The sequence below is a fragment of the Micromonospora sp. DT47 genome (assembly GCF_049844475.1).
GTDB lineage: Bacteria > Actinomycetota > Actinomycetes > Mycobacteriales > Micromonosporaceae > Micromonospora.
Genome location: NZ_JBNCLC010000017.1, coordinates 38,118 through 52,177 on the forward strand (window position 1 = coordinate 38,118; position 14,060 = coordinate 52,177).

Annotated in this window: 16 protein-coding genes; 7 read left to right on the top strand and 9 right to left on the bottom strand. The window is 68.8% G+C overall.

Translation table 11 applies throughout. The features are described 5' to 3' along the window. Positions 1-547: 547 nt before the first annotated feature. The 8 genes from ACLQ2U_RS22965 to ACLQ2U_RS23000 form a co-directional block, all read right to left on the bottom strand. Positions 548-712, bottom strand: coding sequence for a hypothetical protein (locus ACLQ2U_RS22965; RefSeq protein WP_425752799.1), 165 nt, complete (start codon positions 710-712; stop codon positions 548-550). A gap of 142 nt (positions 713-854) precedes the next feature. Further along, the gene (locus tag ACLQ2U_RS22970; RefSeq protein WP_425752800.1) at positions 855-1,601 is read right to left on the bottom strand and encodes an NIPSNAP family protein; all 747 of its coding nucleotides are present in this window, start codon (positions 1,599-1,601) and stop codon (positions 855-857) included. A gap of 69 nt (positions 1,602-1,670) precedes the next feature. Beyond that, entirely contained in the window at positions 1,671-2,084 is a 414-nt protein-coding gene (locus tag ACLQ2U_RS22975) for an Rrf2 family transcriptional regulator (protein ID WP_425752801.1), read from the bottom strand. A gap of 156 nt (positions 2,085-2,240) precedes the next feature. Continuing rightward, positions 2,241-2,726, bottom strand: coding sequence for a cupin domain-containing protein (locus ACLQ2U_RS22980; protein ID WP_425752802.1), 486 nt, complete (start codon positions 2,724-2,726; stop codon positions 2,241-2,243). Positions 2,727-2,744: 18 nt separating this feature from the next. Next, complete coding sequence (locus ACLQ2U_RS22985; protein WP_425752803.1) at positions 2,745-3,197, bottom strand: immunity protein Imm33 domain-containing protein; 453 nt, start codon at positions 3,195-3,197, stop codon at positions 2,745-2,747. Positions 3,198-3,336: 139 nt separating this feature from the next. After that, complete coding sequence (locus ACLQ2U_RS22990; RefSeq protein ID WP_425752804.1) at positions 3,337-5,076, bottom strand: multicopper oxidase family protein; 1,740 nt, start codon at positions 5,074-5,076, stop codon at positions 3,337-3,339. After that, on the bottom strand, positions 5,073-5,525 hold the full coding sequence (locus ACLQ2U_RS22995; protein ID WP_425752806.1) for a DUF6220 domain-containing protein: 453 nt from the start codon (positions 5,523-5,525) through the stop codon (positions 5,073-5,075). The genes ACLQ2U_RS22990 and ACLQ2U_RS22995 overlap by 4 nt, the downstream gene beginning before the upstream one ends. Positions 5,526-5,534: 9 nt before the next feature. Then, positions 5,535-6,524: a carboxymuconolactone decarboxylase family protein gene (locus tag ACLQ2U_RS23000; RefSeq protein ID WP_425752807.1), complete on the bottom strand. Its 990-nt coding sequence runs from the start codon at positions 6,522-6,524 to the stop codon at positions 5,535-5,537. 144 nt (positions 6,525-6,668) lie between these two features. Between ACLQ2U_RS23000 and ACLQ2U_RS23005 the strand changes: the two genes are divergently transcribed. Both ACLQ2U_RS23005 and ACLQ2U_RS23010 read left to right on the top strand, forming a co-directional pair. Further along, a complete protein-coding gene (locus ACLQ2U_RS23005) occupies positions 6,669-7,799 on the top strand; it encodes a sensor histidine kinase (protein WP_425752809.1) in 1,131 nt (376 codons plus the stop codon). Continuing rightward, the gene (locus ACLQ2U_RS23010; RefSeq protein ID WP_425752810.1) at positions 7,796-8,458 is read left to right on the top strand and encodes a response regulator; all 663 of its coding nucleotides are present in this window, start codon (positions 7,796-7,798) and stop codon (positions 8,456-8,458) included. The genes ACLQ2U_RS23005 and ACLQ2U_RS23010 overlap by 4 nt, the downstream gene beginning before the upstream one ends. Before the next feature lie 277 nt (positions 8,459-8,735). Here ACLQ2U_RS23010 and ACLQ2U_RS23015 read toward each other — a convergent pair whose 3' ends face one another. Beyond that, the gene (locus tag ACLQ2U_RS23015) at positions 8,736-9,455 is read right to left on the bottom strand and encodes an IS6 family transposase (protein ID WP_425752811.1); all 720 of its coding nucleotides are present in this window, start codon (positions 9,453-9,455) and stop codon (positions 8,736-8,738) included. Positions 9,456-10,398: 943 nt separating this feature from the next. Here ACLQ2U_RS23015 and ACLQ2U_RS23020 point away from each other — a divergent pair. From ACLQ2U_RS23020 to ACLQ2U_RS23040, 5 genes are all read left to right on the top strand, one after another. After that, a complete protein-coding gene (locus ACLQ2U_RS23020; RefSeq protein ID WP_425752812.1) occupies positions 10,399-10,650 on the top strand; it encodes a hypothetical protein in 252 nt (83 codons plus the stop codon). 247 nt (positions 10,651-10,897) lie between these two features. Continuing rightward, on the top strand, positions 10,898-11,125 hold the full coding sequence (locus ACLQ2U_RS23025; RefSeq protein ID WP_425752813.1) for a DUF5954 family protein: 228 nt from the start codon (positions 10,898-10,900) through the stop codon (positions 11,123-11,125). A gap of 227 nt (positions 11,126-11,352) precedes the next feature. Beyond that, positions 11,353-11,664 carry a transposase gene (locus tag ACLQ2U_RS23030; protein ID WP_357219759.1) on the top strand — a complete coding sequence of 104 codons (312 nt, stop codon included), beginning with the start codon at positions 11,353-11,355 and terminating at the stop codon, positions 11,662-11,664. Further along, positions 11,661-12,587, top strand: a complete 927-nt coding sequence (locus ACLQ2U_RS23035) for an IS3 family transposase (RefSeq protein WP_425752814.1) — start codon at positions 11,661-11,663, stop codon at positions 12,585-12,587. The genes ACLQ2U_RS23030 and ACLQ2U_RS23035 overlap by 4 nt, the downstream gene beginning before the upstream one ends. Positions 12,588-12,659: 72 nt before the next feature. Then, positions 12,660-13,877: a hypothetical protein gene (locus tag ACLQ2U_RS23040; RefSeq protein WP_425752815.1), complete on the top strand. Its 1,218-nt coding sequence runs from the start codon at positions 12,660-12,662 to the stop codon at positions 13,875-13,877. Positions 13,878-14,060 lie beyond the last annotated feature (183 nt).

The window sequence follows — 14,060 nt, forward strand, 5'->3', positions numbered from 1 at the left end:
CAGGAACATGCCCGCCACCATGCCCCGCGGTCGGCTGGCTGGGCCGCACAAAACCACACCTCAGCGGCCAGAACCGGGTTTCCGAGCGGTACAGCCTCTCCGCGCCACGGTGACCGGCAGGACGCATGCCACGAGTGAGCCACACCAAACAGCGGTGGGCAGCCGATGAGAGAGCGAACCCGCCGGTCACCTCGACCAAGCCTGGCCGGGCCGCGGTCGTACCACCAGTAGATAAGTAGCCGATGAGAGTACGTTGAAACCGCGCCATTTGAATGCGAGATGAGCTAGGGCTTCGACACTTTGATGCTATCTCGAAAACTGAGGTTAAGAATTCCGCTCCGCCGTGGAAGAAAGACGCAACAAGCGACTGGCGTCAACGCTGCGGGAGGTCGATCGGGTCAGTATTATTTGGCTGGTGACTCGATAAGAATTCGAACCACTTCCTCAGGAACCTCGAAGGCGTTAGCCTGAACTCCGTAGTCGTATCGAGGGCGGAGCATGTCGGGTATCTTTAAATCGACATCTCCCGTCGCCTGCAGCGTTCGCGTCACACGATTGACTGGACGCGTGAAGCCACGCAGCATCCGCTTGGGGCCATATTTGCCACGCCCGCCGGCGACAACGATAGGCCGGCCCGCTCCGGGCACTGCGCCTCCAGCAGCGACCTGACAACCGCCTCGTCGATCGGAACCTCGTTCTCGTGCAGCGTCACGCCGGGGATCCTTCCGCCGGATGACATGGCAAGCCAGTGATTTCTCGGTCGACTGAACCCAACGCGGCGCGAGACGCGTGGCATGCCCACTGGTCTGGCACTGCCCGCCGCGTTGGGTTCAGGTGTTGTGCGCCTGGCTTGGTCAACGCAGCAATGACCGGGCTGTCGGTGCCAGCCGCAACTGCTGCGGGGGGCGGGTGAGCATAGTTGACAGCGTCGGTTGCACGTAGTCCCGCCAGTGGTCCGAGCGTTCCACCCGGTACAGGTGGTTGTCGAGATCGGCCCGGCTGGGAAACTGTGCGAACCATACGAAGACGTTCTCGCCGATGCGCACCGGCAGCGCGGGGAAGGTGTTCTCGGCGTGTTCGCTCTGCAGGCACGCCAGCGGCGGTGCGGCTCCAGTCTCGATGAGCACTGGGCGGATCTGACCGTCGAAGAAGTCTATGAATGCCTGATCGAATGGGCGGTCGCGGTAGTAGAGCGTGGCCAGGACTACTGACGGCGGCGGTGTGGGGTGGCCGAACGGGGGTCGTACATCGGTGGGGGGCGGGAAGCCTGTACGCGCGGTGACCGGCCGCAGCAGCAGCACGTTGTCGGAGTCGAACATTGTGGCGTTGGCCTGGTCCTTGTGGGTCTTCCAGGCCGGCCCGCCGTAGAAGCGGCCGAGCGCTTCGGCGCGGGATGGCATGTCCTCGAAGCCGCGTAGCCAGACGAACCGGTCGGGGTCGTCCAGGTCGCGGAACTGGGCAATGACTGCCATGCCGGCTGCCTCTTGGGTTTCGACGAACTCTCGGTCGAAGAGGTTGATCAACACGTCCCGCTGGCCGGGGTGCAGCGTGTACTGCCGTAGTTCGACGATCGGGTACCGTACGTCATTCATCGACGCCATGCCTCCATTTGTTAAAACACTCATTGTTACAACTAAGGTCGTGGCGACCGGTCGACTGGGGTGAGTCGTCTAGCGCGCCCGTAAGGTCTGGCGCAGTACGTCGGCGATTGACGTGCGCTGAAGTTCACGCCGCAGGGCCTCCTCGACCCCGCCGTAAACGTGGCCTAATGCCGGCCGGATGCCCCTACCGACCGGACACTCCAGATTCGGCTCAGTGCGGTGCATGCCAAACAGCGGCTCCTGCTCGACGGCGTCGTACACGTCGAGCAGGGTGATCTCCTCCGGGGCGCGGGCCAGGCTCCACCCCGCCCCGGCGCCGTGGCGTACGTCCACCAGGCTCGCCCGGCGCAGGTCGCCGAGGCTGCGCCGGATGATCACCGGGTTGGTGTTCACGCTGGCGGCGACCTGGTCGGAGGTCAGCAGCTCTTGGCCGCGCCGCCGGGCCAGCGCCATCCACGCCAGCGCGTGAACGGCGATTGTCAATCGGCTATTCGCTGCCATTGCTCCCCCTCCCTGTTGTAACAGCTTCCGTTACAGCAGGGAGGCGTGTCAAGTCACCCCCGGATCTCCACGGTGATCGTCTTCTACACCACGCCCGTGGACGTGGCCATGGTGTTGTGTTGTGTGATCAAGTGTGCATCAGTCGTTTTCTTGCAGCCAGTAGACGGAGATGGCGAGGAGCGGATCCGGTCCGTCGTTGCGAATCTGGTGCGGCACCTTGCTCTCGAACGCCGCGACGTCTCCGACGCGCAGAACCGTCGTCTGGTCCGCCCACGTCAAGGTACCGGTTCCCGACACGATGACCCACACCTCGCGCGACCGATGCACATCAAGGTCGTTGGACGTCTTCGGGGCAACTGACCAGCGAGCGACCTCGAACGGGGCGGGCGTCGTCGACGGGAACGGCAGCAGCGCGCGGTGCACCGGACCGCCCTCGGTGAAGTCGTACCAGTGTTCAAACCTTACGGGGCCGCTGGTAATAACTGGATTCGTGCTCGACATGTCGTCCAGGTTGCCTCGCCGAAGCTGTTGCGTCTGACGGTAATCGGACGAGGCGTTGCCGAGGTCGGCGCAAAATGCCAGGTGCCGACGCCGCACCTCCCGCACCTGATAGACGACGCGCATGTTCCCGCGCTCACGATGTCACTCTTTTGCCGCGAAGCGAGTGGGCTTGCACGCCCTCAGCGATTGTCTCCAGCAGGGATAAGGAGCCAGCGCGCAAAGCAGCTTTCGTCGTCCAGCTCGGTGTACCACCGGGTGCCAGCACCACCCCCAACCTGGTGGGAGGGCAAGATACGGCCCAAGCTCCGGGGCGTATTCGTCCAGGTGCTCAACATGCAAGGGTGCGAAGAAGTTGTCGTCTTCCCGGGGGATCGCAGGGCCGCGCCACACGAACCAGCCGTTGCTGCTACCGGCGATCGGGCGCAGGGCGTTAAGCGGCTCCAGGTGGCGTGGGCGCGACTGTGCGAAGCCGACCATCGTCCGCTGTCCGGGGGGCGCCGGCTCGACCGCAAAGCGTCGACAGGTGTCGCGTTGCGCAGCCGAGACACCCAAGCCCAGCATGCGTCGACGCCAACTGATCATGTCGCCCATCATGTGAAGTCAAACCGTCACAGGGCCCCGAGACCTCGCCCGGCGGCAGCGTTCAGTTCACCGTCTTCAGCATGGTCCTGGCCCAGGTCCTGCCACGTCCTCGAGTCACCTGCCGCGGTCACCCCCTGTTCGAAACGGCGCATCACGAGTACATCAGGTGCAGCGTCATCCCGGCGTCGGCGTGCGCCAGGTTGTGGCAGTGGTTGGCCCACACTCCGGGGTTGTCGGCCCGGATCGCCACCTCCCAGACCTCGCCGGGGCGTATGTCGAACGAGTCCAGCCACAAAGGGCTCCCGGTCGCCGGCCTTCCGTTGCGGGACAACACCAGGACGTGATGCCCGTGCAGATGCCACGGGTGCACGATCTGAGACCGGTTCGCGATCGTGAACTTGACGATGTCGCCGAGGCGTACGACCTGAGGCGGGATGTCCGGATCGGCCGCGCCGTTGACGGTGTGGGCGTACCGCGGAAGCAGTCCGTGCAGGTCGAGGCCGCGGTCAAGGACGAGGGTGAACTCCTTGTCGAACCGGGACCACGGCACCGGAGAACTGACGCCGTAGGTGAGCGGATCCAGCACCGGCCATGCGCCGGTCGCCGCCGACAACGGTCCGGTCGAGTAGACCACCCGTCCGTCGACGAACAGCGCCACCGGCGTGGCGGGTGCGGTGAACACCAGGTCGTAGCGTCCCCCGGCCGGGATCAGCACGGCCGTGTCCACAAGCGAGGTCGGGCCCTGCAGGTCGGATCCGTCGATCGCGGCGACTCGGAACGGGGTCCCGGCCAGGGCGTACCGGTGCGTGGTGCTGTCGGTGTTGATCAGCCGCAGCCGCACGGGCGCCCCCGCCTCGACCGGCTCCGCTCGCGGTGCGGGCAGTGGAAGGCCGGCCAGCGTGTGCACCGGCACCGTGACGTCGACGCCGGCCACCGGCGCCGGGCGCACCACCAGGACGCCGTAGAGCCCCATCCGCACGCCGACGTCGGATACCGCATGCGTGTGGTACCAGTACGTCCCGGCCTGATCGGCGCGGAACCGATAGACGAACTCCTGTCCAGGCAGCACCGCCGCCTGCGTCACGCCGGGCACCCCGTCCTGACTGTTCGGCACGTCGTATCCGTGCCAGTGCAGCGTGACGCCCCGCGCGATGTCCCGGTTGCGCAGCGTCACCTCAAGGACGTCGCCGATGGTGGCGGTCAGCTCCGGCCCGGGAACCTGCCCGTTGAACGCCCACGCCGCGACGTCACGGCCGCTCACGCTCACCGTGGCGGTCCCGGCCGTCAGGGTGAACCGCCTGGTCGGTTCGCCCGCGGTCCGCGCATCCCGATATTCGTGATCATGCGGTACGCCGGGAGCAGCGCCCGGGGTTGCGGCCAGCCCGGTTCCGGTCACCAGCGCCGCGACCGCCACCGCGAGGGCCGTCCGGGACACCGTCGGGGACGGGCGCGCGCCGAGGACGCGCCACGACACCGCGGTCGCCGCGACGGCCCCGGCGACCGCGAGCAGCCCCGCGCCCGCCGACGCCGGGTAGCCGTGCAGGACCGTGACGAGCAGGCCGCCGCTAACGGCGTACCCGGCGAAGAGGAGCGGGACCCCGACGGACCGGATGTCGCCCGGGGCCCGCAGCAGCCGCGGCCCGGCGACGACCACCGCCGCGAGCGACAGCGGGGCGGCGATGAGGACCTTCTCCGCCGCGAACCACCAGCCGGCGCGGGCGAGCGCGGTGATCGTGATCGCGCGGGCGAGCGTGGCGAGCAGCGCGAACGCGGCCAGCCCCAGTGCGAGCGGACGGCGCCGGGCAGCCGACGCGGCGCCGCCGCCCAGCCACCCGGCGGCCGCGAGGACCGCGATCACGAGGTCGGCCGCGAGCAGCGAGCCGACGGTCATGCCGGCTCCCCTTCCCGGACGGTCACGTGGGTGGCGCCAGTCGGCGCCGGGCGGGCCAGCTTTCGCGCTGCCTGGCTGACGCTGACCACGACGTGCACCGCGACGATTCCGATGAGGGCGTGCAGCCCGGCGATGGTGAGGCCGAACGGAGTACTGGCGCCCGCGGCGTCGGTGGACCCGTTCGCGAGCGCGGCGACGAGCGCCTGCACGACGACGAGGCCGAGCGGCAGCACCGCCAGTCCGACGAGCCGGCCCGGTGCCTTCGCCAGCACGGCGAGCAGGATGGTGAGCAGGGTGAGGACGGGGATGATCGCCATCCCATTGATGCTGTGCAGGGCGTAGGCGCCGTCGCCCGCGGGCTTCGTGAACGCGCCCACGGCGGCAAAGAGGAACTGCAGGACGAACGAGACGAGCAGCAGAGTGCTGACGATGACGAAGGCCTTGCGCATGGTGACCTCCTAGAGATGAGCCGGGGTCAGTGCCCGGGCGACGTGATCGGTGGCCGCGATCGCGCCGTACGCGACCAGCCGCACCAGGTCGGCGTCGGCCGGATGGGAAAGCCGCCAGAGGGCGACGTCGCCGACGCTGATCGCACTGGGCGCGAACGCCGCCAGCAGCGCGATCCGCGTCCCGATGCGGTCCGCCCCGGGCACGTCCCGGACCAGATCGACGGCCCAGTCTGCGGGCCGGGCCGGGAACTTTCCGTTCTCCCAGCGCACGGTGGCCGTGACGGTCTGGCGAGCGACGTCGCCCAGCAGGTCTCCGCCTCGCATGGCGGCGTTCCGCAACGACGCGTACGCGACGCCGACCGGGCTGTCCCCGGCCCAGGCCGGTGGCGCCGTCGTGCCGGCGTCGAGAAGCGGCAGACCGCGGCCCGGCTCCTTCGGCTCTCGGGCCGCCTTGGCGTAGAGGCGGCCCCCGACCGACCGCACCGCGCGCGAGCGCTGCAGGCCGCCGGGCAGCAGATCCGGTTCGAGCAGCGCCGAGACGACCCGGTTGATGAAGTGGAAGGCGAGCAGGGTGCCGGTGACCTCCGGGCGGTACGGGCTGGTCCAGGCGGCGGCTTTGGGGCTGCGGCTGGCCTCGGCCCAGGCGACGAGCTCGGCGTGCCTCGGCTCCGGTGGCGTCCCGCCCCGGGCGATGGCCTCGGCCAGCTCGTGCTCGCTCAGCGCGTGCAGCAGCATCACGTGGGCGTCGACGCAGAACCGGCAGCGGTTGGCCCGGGACACCGCCGACGCGACGACCTCACGGTCGACCCGGGACGCGTCCCCGGCGAGCAGGGCCTCGCGCATCAGCGCCCAGGTCGCGGCCAGCACCTCCGGCACGGCCGAGAGCGCCTGGAAGGTGGGCAACGGCCCGAGGAACTCGTCGCGCAGCTGTTGGTAGACCTCCGCGGTGAGACCGGTCGCCGCCTTCGCGGGAGTGGGGGTGAAGAAGCGGTATGTCATGGGCTCGATGCTTGCCTCGGCGGGCCGGGAAAACGTCGTGCCGCCGCAGACACTTGCCCCGGCGCCGATACCGCGTCCGCAGTACGCCTCATCTACTGCGCGCGCGGGATGCTCCGCTGACGACGGCCGTTCTACAGTGCGACCATGCGCCGTGATCTGCCGTACGCCCTCAGCGGTCTCGCCCTCGGCGTCCTCCTGCTCGGCAACGCCGTGCTCGCGCCGGACGCCGCAACGGTGCGGGCGCTCGACGTCGCCCTGATCCTGGTCATGGCGGCGGCCCTGGCTGCGTGCCGGCGGTACCCGGTGGTGGCGTTGATCGCGGTGACCGCCGCCATGCTGGCCCTCCACGTCCGGGTACACCCCGGGGTGTCCGCCGCGTTCCCCGTCCTCGGCGCGGTCTACGTCGCCGCCTGGCGGGGGCACCGTTCGGCCGCCGCCCTGGCCAGTCTGGTCTTCCTCGGCGGCTTCCTGGCCCGCGACATCTCGGTCGCGCCCGCCGGCCGGCCCGGCCAGCAGATCGTCGAGCGGACCGCGCTGCTGCTGGGTTGGTTCGTCGCGGCCAACGTCGCCGGTCTCGTCGCCCGGCAGCGCCGGGCGTACCTGGAACAGGTCGAACAGCGGGCGGTCGAGGCCGAACGCACCCGCGAGGAGATGGCGTTGCGTCGCGCCGGGGAGGAGCGCCTGCGCATCGCCCGGGACCTGCACGACTCGCTGACCCACAGCATCTCCGTGATCAAGGTGCAGGCCGGGATCGCCGTGCACCTGGCCCGCAAGCACGGCGAGGAACCGTCGGCCACGCTGCTGGCGATCCAGGAGGCCAGCAGCGCCGCGATGCGCGAGCTGCGGGCGACGCTGGGCGTCCTGCGCTCACCCGCCGACGGGGACTGCGTCGGGCTGGCCCGGGTGGGCGAACTCGCCGAGCGGACCCGGACGGCCGGCGTACCGGTGCAGGTGACCGTCACGGGTCAGCCCCGGGACCTGCCCGCCGAGGTCGACCAGGCCGGGTACCGGGTCGTCCAGGAGGCCCTGACCAACGTGGCCCGCCACGCCGGCCCCGCCACCGCGCAGATCCACGTGGGGTACGCCCCGGCACAGCTGACCGTCTCGGTGACCGACGACGGCCAGGCGTCGTCGGTCCGGCCGGTGACACCGGGCGTGGGCCTGCGCGGCATGCGGGAACGGGTCACCGGACTGGGCGGCACGCTGCACGCCGCCGCCAGCGACGGCGGCGGGTTCGCGGTACGGGCCACGTTCCCGCTGGACGGACCCGCGTGATCAAGGTTCTGCTCGCCGACGACCAGGCGTTGATGCGGGCCGGATTCCGGGCCCTGCTCGACGCCGAGGACGACCTGGAGGTCGTCGGCGAGGCCACCGACGGCGCTTCGGCCGTTGAGCTCTCGCGACGCCTGCGGCCGGACGTCGTGCTGATGGACGTGCAGATGCCGGGACTCGACGGCATCGAAGCCACCCGGCGCATAGCCGCCGATCCCGACCTCGCCGCGGTCCGCGTCCTCATCCTCACCAACTATGGGCTCGACTCCTATGTCTTCGCCGCACTCCGCGCGGGCGCCAGCGGGTTCCTACTCAAGGACGCCGACCCCGCCGACCTGCTGCAGGCCGTCGCGGTCGTGGCTCGCGGCGACGCGCTGCTCGCCCCGGTGGTCACGCGTACGCTCATCGGCGAGTTCGTCGCCGGCCCGCCGCCGGCCGACCCGGCGGCCGGACGCGACGTGCTGACCGCCCGCGAACAGGAGATCGTCGAGCTGGTCGCTCGAGGGCTGAGCAACAACGAGATCGCCGAGCGCATGGTGATCAGTCCATTGACCGCCAAGACACACGTCAACCGGGCGATGACGAAGCTGCACTGCCGCGACCGTGCCCAGCTGGTCGTGTGGGCGTACGAGTCGGGGCTGATCACGCCGCGTCGCCGGTGACACCCCATCGTCGTGCTCGGGCGACAACGGCGGCGCGACGGTCCGGTTCGGTCGTATCCCCGCGCTGGCCGACGGCGTCAAACTCGTGGAAGAGACCACGACGAGGCTGTGATCCCGGCCTGGTTGCACGCGTTTCTTTGGCAGATGACCTGCGGGACGAGCACGACCGCGGCCGACCGGCAGCCCGGTGCCGGCTCCGAATGGGCGGAGCAGTCACACGGGTGCTGTTGCATTGCCTGATGGGGGGACGCGTTGGAATCTGCGGTCGGGTTGGTGGTCAGAGCGCCCGGGCGAGTTCGTTGAACGCTTCGGCGACTCGGAGCCTGGGCGGTGCGTCGTGTCCGAGTTCGTAGTGCCCGCGGCGAAGGTTCTGTATGAACGCGTGTCCGGCGATGATCACTTGTGCGGTCTGCTCGGTTCGAAGCCCGCGCATGGGTCGTAGCCGGTGCTTAAGCTGGCTGTGATCGGCCTCGATCGGATTGTTGGCGTACCGCTCGACGTGATGCCAGGCCGATGGGACGAGGTCGTCGAGGACGGCGGGGTAAACCGGCGCGGCGTCGGTGACCACCTCGCTGGGCGTCACCTTCAGCACCCGCAACGCCCGCTGGAAAAACCGCCGGGCCGCAGCGGCGTCACGGCGAGCCGATACCAGCACGTCAATCACCTGCCCGTGCTGGTCGATCGCGCGATACACGTAGCGCCATACCCCGTTGACCCTGACGTAGGTCTCGTCGACGAACCACCGGTCACCCGGCGAGTGGCGGACGAACCGAGCGGCGTCGGCCAGCAGCGGGGTGAACCGCTGCACCCACCGACACACGGTGACGTGGTCGACCTCGACACCGCGTTCAACCAGCAACTCCTCAACGTCCCGGTACGAAAGGTTGTACCGCAGGTACCAGCGAACCGCGACGACGATCACCTCAGCCGGGAACCGGAACCCGGCGAAGGCCGACTTCGGTGGCGACCAGGGGCGACGGCGGCGCGATAAATTCACCGGTCAAGCCTGCCTCGACCCCGGCCACGGGCAACGCAACAGGCCCATCGAAGACAATCCACCGGCTTGGCTACTTGGTCTCGGCAGTCTCGTGGCCTCGGCTGGCCCCAGCTGTCCTCGCCCAATGGCGCGCTAATGGCACGGCAGGTGCTCGCCGTGACCGCCGGCCGGAAGCGATCGCCGACCCCCGCCTTGTAAAGATCAAGACTCCTGTCGGCGAACGTCGGCCTCGCTGCTGACCTGCTCACCTTGTCGGTTGCCGTCGCTCGTCAACTATGCCTGTCGACCGGCTTGGCTGTACGGATGGCTGTACAGCGGAGCCGCCAGGGCCGACTCAGGCACCTCATCATGATCGAGCACATCTGAGCCCCGCTATGATCGCGCGATCAATGATCGGCCCAACTGGCTCATTGGCGGAGGACGCATGACGCAATATCGCCGAAGTGGTCACTGGCGTCGGACAAGGGGCGGCGGCCTCCACTGGGTCTCGGCTCACACCGTGAATCGGGGCCGGCAGTCCTCAGGCTGGGCATGGTGGTCCTCCCCCCAGCCCACTCGCATCGAGGCAGTGGAGCCGTCGGCCACCGTGTCGCGCCCTAGGTATTCGACCGCCTCGGCGAGCTCCGCTGCACGCCTGGCGAAGCCGAATGCAAAGTGCCCAGTGTGCGGTGCCGCCGTGTACTACTACGCCAACGAATTCGGCAGCAAAGTCTACTTTGACGCAGTAGGAGAACCCTGGCCGAAGCATCCATGCACGGACAATCAAGAGGCCTCCTCGAACGCGTTCGGGAGCAGGTCCACGAGGGCAAGTCCCAGCTTGCGAGCCCACCCGTCGCATCGCGGGGCAGCTGGGCATCCCAGCAGGACCAGCTACGGCGCCCACTGGAAGCCCGTGGCGTCTGGGCGGCCTGCCGCGTCAACGGTCCCGAGCGGCGTGGTGACAATGCATCTCTCGAATAAGCCGTCCCGTCGAGACTGGTTAAACTGGATATTGTCGGCCATTTTTGTTCTTTCCTTCTGGGTGATCGTCCTATTGTCCCAGGGTGTGATACCTAACGACACCTATCGGAAGCTGGAATGTACCGAGCAACTAGAAGCCGCGGGCGTGGGTATTGATGATGACACGCCATCCAGGCAGTGCGAGGATTGGGTAAACAACCGTGGCCCGAAGCCGCCCGGCGTCACGGTGGAGTGATTTGGCCGTCGATGGCGCCGTCGGCGGGTGTGGCTGACCATCTCGTCGCGTTGGTCCTCCAACGGTTTCCGCCCTTGATCCCCAGTCCCTGAGTTCGAACCGCCTGCGGCTATCCGCTGGGTTCACCGGACAGCATGCGACTGGAGGAGCGGGCGGAGCGGCTCGAACGTCAGCTGGATAGCTCCCCTCGCCGACGAGAGGATCGAGCGAGGACAGAATAGGTTTCCCCCCAAGGCCGGCCCGGCCGATGCCGGCCGGAGGTCGCCGGGAGAAGGTCGACGAGGTCCGCGTCGCCGGGCGCCGGTGGCGGCTCGTCCGGGCGGACACGTTCACCCGGTTCGGCCTCGACGGGCCGCAGCCGCCGCGCCCGAGCGGCCCTGACGTCGGCGCTGCCGGCTCCGCCCGCCTCTACTCCGATTGGAGGGGTGTGGTGGTGGATCCTGGGGCGTCTGTCGGGCCGGTGCGGCGACGGTGACCGTGGATCTGCTGTCCCGCGCGCTATCCGGCGGCGGGTGTTCCCGCCGACGGGTACGCCGACAGCCGCACGGCCCTGCCTGGCCGGCCGCGATTATCGCGGACAAGCGGGGAGGTCTGACCAGGCTCCACTCCGCTCGTCCTGAACCTATGGATTGCCGGTGAGCCACCCCCGCTTTCATGGAGCTTCTTGATCATGGTCTGATGGCCGTGGGGAGGAAGTCGTCCGTGGCAGCACCGAAGAAGTACCCCGACGAGCTACGTCAGCGCGCTGTGCGCTTGTACCGCGAGTCGGACCCGAAGCCGGTCATCCGGCGCCTGGCTGAGCAGCTCGGCGTGCATCACGAGGCGTTGCGGAACTGGATCCGGCAGGCCGAGGCCGATACGGGTGAGCGTCACGACCGGCCCACCAGCGAGATGGCCGAGGAGAACCGCCGGCTGCGCAGGGAAGTCGCCGAGCTGCGACGGGCGAACGAGATTCTGAAGGCGGCGAGCGCGTATTTCGCGGCGGAGCTCGACCCGACCCGGCGACGGTCATGACGTTCATTTATGAACACCGTGGCCAGTTCGCGGTCGCGCTCCTGCTACGGGTCCTGAACATCGGCGCCTCGAGCTACTACGCGTGGGTCAAGCAGTCCGAACAGCCCTGCGACCGGGACGTGGTCGACCTGGGGCTGATCTCCAACATCCACGAAATCTGGGAGGCGTCCGGACGCACCTACGGCGCGGACCGGGTGCACCGGCAGCTACGCCGTGACGGCATCCGCGTGGGCCGCAAGCGGGTCGAGCGGCTGATGGCCGACCAGGGCTGGCAGGGGGCGTTCCTGCGTCGAGGCTGGCGCGGCGGCTCCACGAAGCAGGACCCACGGCACACGCCGGCGCCGGATCTGGTCAACCGGCAGTTCACCGCCGACGGGCCGAACCGGCTCTGGGTCGCCGACGCCACCCGCATTCCCTGCGGCGAGGGCGTGTTCTGGCTCGCCGCGGTCCGCGACGCGTTCTCCCGCCGGATCGTGGGGTGGAAGACCTCCGACCGCTGCGACACCGACCTGATCCTCGCCGCCCTCGAATACGGGATCTGGTCGCGCGATGTCCGCGACGGCCAGTTGATCCATCACAGCGACAGGGGATCGAACTACACATCTTTCCGGTTCGCGGAACGCTTGCAGGACAACGGGATCCTGCCGTCGATGGGCTCCGTCGGCGACTCGTTCGACAACGCGCTGATGGAGAACTTCTGGTCGACGTTGAAGATCGAACTCGTCTACCGAACCTCCTGGCGGACCCGCGACGAGGCCGAGAACGCGATCTTCGCCTACATCGACGGCTGGTACAACACCCGCCGCATCCAACGCGAGCTGGGCTACCTCAGCCCCGACGAGTACGAGACCGCCTGGCACACCCGCCAGAACCATCCAGCCGAGCCACCTATCACCACCCCTGCGCCAGCCGGCAGCAGGTAACCACCGCTCCATCAAAGCGGGGGGAACTCAGGTAGCTGTACGCACCTGTGCTCTGCAAGGAGGCCGGCGACCGTGGCCGAGAGATCGACGGCTCGTTCGGCCGATGCGGCTTTCCAAGATCACGACGACGCGGCGAGTGTCGTAGACAGCTGGATCTTTCGCCAGTCGCTGCTGGCAGCAGGTGGTTCCGACTCGTACGACAGGCGGCAAGAGGCTGCCGCGCCGCACTGGCATGAGGAAATGCCGGACGAGTACGAGGAGTCGTACCCTCCCGCGGACACGCGTCAGGAGCACGAAGCGCGACACGCATGGCACCGGGTACACCCGCAGTACGAGGATGAGTACGGGCAGTACGTCGCGGCCTACCCTGCGCACGAGCATGCCTACCGGACGTCAGACCCGCTGGCCTACCGCGAGCCGGCGTACGACGAGCCCGACCATACCTATCTGTCCGACAGCTATCTGTCCGATGAGCACGATCAGGCCCATCGGGAGGAGCGCTGGGCCCAAGCGCCGTACGACCATGCCACGTCGGTCCACGCGGATGCGGACACCGCGCAACTGGAAAGGTATACCGCGCCGAAGGCGGCCTACGCCCACGGGGAGTACCCCGACCGCGATGAGTACCACCACGAGGAGTCCGACGCGCAGGACGCCGGGACGGACGAAGGGCGGCCGAGAAGGACGCATCTTCGGGACGGTGTTGCCCGCTCACGGCCGGCGAGTCGGCGGCGCCGCTGGCTGATCCCGGTCGGCGGGCTCGCGGTGGGGGCGCTACTGTGCGCTCTGGCGCTCACGTGGGGGTCGGGCCGGCCGCCGGCAGGCGGGTTGCCGATATCGGCGGCCACCACCCCGCCGGACGCGTTCCAGCAGCCGACCACCCTCTCGCAGACGCCGTCGACGGCGCCAAGCTCCGCGACACCCCGCAGGTCCTCCGCGACGCCCAGCGCCACGCCGTCGGTCACCCCCAGCGCCACACCGTCGGTCACGCCGTCCGCCACGCCGACCCCGACGTCCACCGCGGCCACGCCGACGCCGACCCGGAACTCGGGCCCGATCCTGCTCGGCCCCTCGAGCAGCCGCGGGGTGGCGACCATGGTCCAGGGGTACTGCGATCGGCACACCGGAGGCTCAGCGGACCCCCGCAACGACGGCCGTTGGCAATGTACGAGGCTTCTCTCCGCGTCCCTCGTCGACATGGACGTCGCTTGCCGCGATACGTACGATTCGGGCGCCTACGCACGGACATCGAATCCTGGCGATGCGTACGCCTGGCGGTGCTACCGCTGACCCGCGGGGTGTACCGGTTGGGTGTGTGGTCGCCCCGCGATAGGCGGGCCGACCACACACCCCTCACCGATGCCTGTAGCGGGACGGTGGCCTTCTTGTCGACCCGTCCCGTGATTGCCCGGTCCCTGCAACCGGGGTCACCATTCGGTTCATTGTTTGAACCAGTTGCTGGCTGCCTTCGTC